Source organism: Polymorphobacter multimanifer, from assembly GCF_014205635.1.
Taxonomy (GTDB): Bacteria; Pseudomonadota; Alphaproteobacteria; order Sphingomonadales; family Sphingomonadaceae; genus Sandarakinorhabdus; species Sandarakinorhabdus multimanifer.
Genome location: NZ_JACIIV010000061.1, coordinates 1 through 3,962 on the forward strand (window position 1 = coordinate 1; position 3,962 = coordinate 3,962).

A 3,962-nucleotide genomic window follows, 5' to 3' on the forward strand; every position below is an offset into this window, starting at 1 on the left:
ACATCGATCTCTTCGCACAGCCGGCTGACCTGGCTTTTCGAGATGCCGCTCATTCCCATCGCTTTGACGAGATCATCGACCGATCGCGTCGAGATTCCTTGGATATATGCCTCCTGCACGACGGCGGTCAGCGCCTTTTCGGCAAGGCGTCTGGGCTCGAGAAAGCCGGGGAAGTAGCTGCCCTTCCTGAGCTTGGGGATGCGCAGTTCGACAGTGCCGGCACGGGTCTCCCAGTCGCGCTCCCGGTAACCGTTGCGCTGGGCGAGCCGCTCGTCGCTCTTCTCTCCATAGCCAGCACCCGTCAGGCCACCCACCTCAAGGGCCATCAGCCGCTGCGCGGCAAAGCCGATCATCTCGCGCAAAAAGTCAGCGTCTGCGCTCTTTCCCACAAGCGCCTGCAGGTTCATCGTATCGTCGGTCATCGGTGGTCTCCGTTGGTTGGATGTTGCAACCCAAACCTAACCGAAGATCGCCGATGGCCAACCGCGACCTACACCACCACTTGGGACACGACCGCCCGCTGCTCTGCCCAATCGGTTGGCACGTTGGTGAGCTTGGCCAGTCGCTGCCTGGTGAGCGTGATCGGCTGTCGCCCCCTGACGATGGCATTGACGATGCATGGCGCAAGGGTGGAAATCCGCAGCAGCCGCGTGAAGTGGTCGACTGAGTAGCCTTGGGTGACAGCAACTTTCGCGATCGGTGCGTCTCCGGCTGCAAGCATCGCTTGCCAAGCGCCGCGTGCGTTAGCCATGAGCTTGATGAGGCTTGGATCGGCCTGAGAGGGCGGAGAGATGGTGTCGTCACCGATAACGAGTCGTACTTCCTTACCGCGCCGGATCCGAGTCATTGGTACGGACAGCTGGTACGCAGTTCGTGATGCTGCAGATACTTTTGCGGTTGGCGATGGCGTTATTTGGGCGACAGCTTCCGGCAGTAGGGCAGCGAGGCAGATAATCAATTCGATCCGGTCGTCGTGCACATCAACCCGGCGGAGAAGACTCGCTGCCGCTGACGGAACGTCGTCGACGGCCGCTGCCAATGCCCTGGCGCTGAGGATGAAGTTTGTCAGCTGGTCGTCTGGAAGCTGCATGCGCGCTGCTGCTTCATCGAGCGATGCAGCGTTTGTCAGGAATGCCCGCAGCCGCTGGATGACCGTGGCTTCAAGTTCGGACGCCGGCACCCGCCGGCTTGGGCCAATTGTAATCTCAGCATCGGTAGGGTTGGTGATATAGTAATGATAGCGCTTGGCACCGCGATTGGCCTGGCTGCCATGCATTCGCCGCCCCAGGCCATCATAGAGCAGCCCTCGCAGCATCTTGTTGTGCTGTAAGTTCTGCTCGCTGGCCCGTGCGATCCGATTGCTGGCCAGCTGAGCTTGGGTGGCCTCCCAGACGTCTGTGCTGGTGATGGCCTCATGCTCACCTTGAAAGTGCTCTCCTTTGTGTATGACCTCACCAATGTAGACGCGGTTGGTCAGCAGGTGCGCCAGGCTGCCCCTGGCCCAGGCAATGCCACCACGCGTCCCGCCAGCGCTGGTCGCCGAAACCTTGGTGACCAACCCTTCGCGATTGACGGCTTCGACCGTGGCGACCACCGACCCCAGCTCAAGATACCGGGCAAAGATGCGCTGCACGGTGGCTGCCTCGGCCCTATTCACGACCAGCTTGCGATCCTGGACGTCGTAGCCCAGCGGCACTGGCCCACCCATCCACATACCTTTGCGCTTTGACGCCGCGATCTTGTCGCGAATGCGCTCGCCGGTAACCTCACGCTCAAACTGGGCGAAGGATAATAGGACATTAAGCGTCAGCCGGCCCATGCTTGTGGTGGTGTTGAACGACTGGGTCACCGACACAAAGCTGGCGCCAGCAGCATCGAGCACCTCCACAATCTTTGCAAAGTCAGCAAGGCTGCGGGTGAGGCGATCGACCTTGTAGACAACGATGACCTGGATGCGTCCTGCCTGCACCTCGGCCATGAGCTGGGTCAGACCGGGTCGGTTCATATTGCCGCCCGAAAACCCACCATCGTCGTAGAGCTCTGGCGACAGCACCCAGCCCTCGTGCCGCTGGCTAGCAATATAGGCGACACATGCCTCACGCTGGGCATCGAGGCTGTTGAACGCCTGTTCCAGCCCCTCCTCAGTCGACTTGCGGGTGTAGATCGCGCAGCGGATGGTCTTGTGCTCACTCATACTGCTACCGCCCGTGCCGCGGACACCCGACGCGCTGATGAGGCGGCTGCGGCACCGACTGGCCCGCTGACTGAAGCCTTAACCCCGAAGAACCTTGGTCCGGACCAATGTGCGCCGGTGATGGCTTCAGCCACATGGCTCAGCGACGTGAAGCTGCGCCCATCCATGATGAAGCCATCTCCGCTAACCAGCACGCTGTAGCTAGTACCGTTCCAGTGACGGACCAAGCGCGTGCCTGGCTTCAGGCGAGTATCGCCTAGAGCCCCGACGCTGTCGCCGCGGAGCAAACGCTTGGCGGCACGGTCGAGCTCGCGAGCCGTGCCTGCAGGGAGCCCGCCATGACTGCGCTCTTGCAGGCGGTAGGCAATGCCGCGAACCAGCAGGTCGGGGGTCAGTCGCGGTGGGGCCGCGCGATACACGCGCCGCCACTCGGCTCGAAGTTGGGCGGGCGACATGGCCGGCAGTGCTGCCAGCTGGTCGGCTAGACTTGCCATACTCACTGTCCTTCGGCTGCAGCCACGGCTACCGTGGCAAGGGCGCCTGGACATTCAGCTGTGGGCGGAGGTGCCGCAGTATCCGCATCGGCAGCAGCGCCAGCGCCTTCGATGCGATAACAGCTGTCGCCTGACTTGCGGGTCTCTTTGACTAGTCTTACACCCTTCTTGCGTAGGCCCGACAGCATCGCGCGGACGCTATGCGGTTGCCAGCCGGTCGCAGTGCCGAGCTCCGTCATCGTCGCACCACGGGCTCTCGCCAGTAGCTTTGCTGCCTGGGCCACCTTCGTAGGCATTGCGGCCACAGCGGTGGTCTTGCGGACTTGCGGTACGCGCTTTGGCGAGCCTCGCGATGTTGGCGTGTTGGTCGATAGTGTATCGTTGGCGATTGTGGTCATGTGCGGTCTCCGTGGACGCCTGCACGTGATGTGCCGGTGGTCCCACGACCCTAAGCCCCGGTATTTCATGCCTGGGGCTGCATGCGGCGTCCGGTCAACCGGGCGACTCGCAATGACAGCAACGCTCTTTCGTTCGCCGAAGTCCAGTCAAGGCACGTGCTTCGCGCCTACATCCCCGTCTACCGTCCGCGCTGAAGAAGGTCCCTCCCTCAAACGCAGTTATGCCCGATACGGTGGGTAACGTTTGGTGCAAAGCTGCCTGTCTGCTTTCAGGCGGCGGTCTTAGGGAAAACGGATGTCCGTTCAGCGGGCTCGACCGCCTGCTCGTGGGGCGATGCGGTAAGGCCGCTCTGGGCATCAACCTGGAGGTGCCGGCCTTGCCGCCGCGACAATTTCATAACCCGAAAGTCGCGAGTGCTTTGAGACGCGCCGGCTCCGTCGCCGGCACGTCCAGCCGTGCTTTCATACGGAATAACCGGCTGTTTAGCATGGCGCTCGACAGGTATCATCGTTATGTCTCCGTAATAAAAGTGTGAACGGGGACGCCGAATCGCATGTGGTCTGACAACGAAACCGTCCGCGACCTCGTCAACTTCTCGCATGTCGCGGAGATCGCGGCGGAGCGCATCGTAGGGGCGAACGGAGAGCCCCTCTCCATCGGCATCTCGGGCGATTGGGGCGTCGGAAAGTCCTCTATGATGAAGCTACTGCGCGTCTCACTAGAGAGCCGTACAGACCTGAACGTTCGTTTTGTCGAGTTCAACGCGTGGCTGTATCAGAACGGCACCGTCAACTTGCTGCGGTCGGGTGCGAGGAAAGACGCGATGCCGGAATTGGGCGTAATCATGCGGCCATTGCGACGCCGGTCACCTCGGC

Annotated in this window: 5 protein-coding genes; 1 reads left to right on the forward strand and 4 read right to left on the reverse strand. The window is 61.8% G+C overall.

Going from position 1 to position 3,962, the window contains the following annotated elements; all coding sequences use genetic code 11:
* From FHS79_RS18335 to FHS79_RS19390, 4 genes are all read right to left on the reverse strand, one after another.
* Nucleotides 1-422: transposase (locus FHS79_RS18335; protein WP_184203272.1), on the reverse strand; the 422-nt coding region annotated here is incomplete at its 3' end.
* A 68-nt stretch (nt 423-490) separates the two neighbouring features.
* Nucleotides 491-2,194: a recombinase family protein gene (locus FHS79_RS18340; protein ID WP_184203274.1), complete on the reverse strand. Its 1,704-nt coding sequence runs from the start codon at nt 2,192-2,194 to the stop codon at nt 491-493.
* Nucleotides 2,191-2,742 carry a DUF2924 domain-containing protein gene (locus tag FHS79_RS18345; RefSeq protein WP_341534485.1) on the reverse strand — a complete coding sequence of 184 codons (552 nt, stop codon included), beginning with the start codon at nt 2,740-2,742 and terminating at the stop codon, nt 2,191-2,193. The genes FHS79_RS18340 and FHS79_RS18345 overlap by 4 nt, the downstream gene beginning before the upstream one ends.
* The gene (locus FHS79_RS19390) at nt 2,691-3,155 is read right to left on the reverse strand and encodes a DUF3489 domain-containing protein (RefSeq protein WP_207792457.1); all 465 of its coding nucleotides are present in this window, start codon (nt 3,153-3,155) and stop codon (nt 2,691-2,693) included. Before FHS79_RS19390 ends, FHS79_RS18345 begins: the two co-directional genes overlap by 52 nt.
* A gap of 485 nt (nt 3,156-3,640) precedes the next feature.
* Between FHS79_RS19390 and FHS79_RS18355 the strand changes: the two genes are divergently transcribed.
* Nucleotides 3,641-3,962: P-loop NTPase fold protein (locus tag FHS79_RS18355; RefSeq protein WP_243452997.1), on the forward strand; the 322-nt coding region annotated here is incomplete at its 3' end.

Excerpts from the sequence above, each read along its gene's own strand:
- FHS79_RS18345 (WP_341534485.1), bottom strand. The coding sequence starts at position 2,742 with ATGTCCAGGCGCCCTTGCCACGGTAGCCGTGGCTGCAGCCGAAGGACA.
- FHS79_RS18340 (WP_184203274.1), bottom strand. The coding sequence starts at position 2,194 with ATGAGTGAGCACAAGACCATCCGCTGCGCGATCTACACCCGCAAGTCG.
- FHS79_RS19390 (WP_207792457.1), bottom strand. The coding sequence starts at position 3,155 with ATGAAATACCGGGGCTTAGGGTCGTGGGACCACCGGCACATCACGTGC.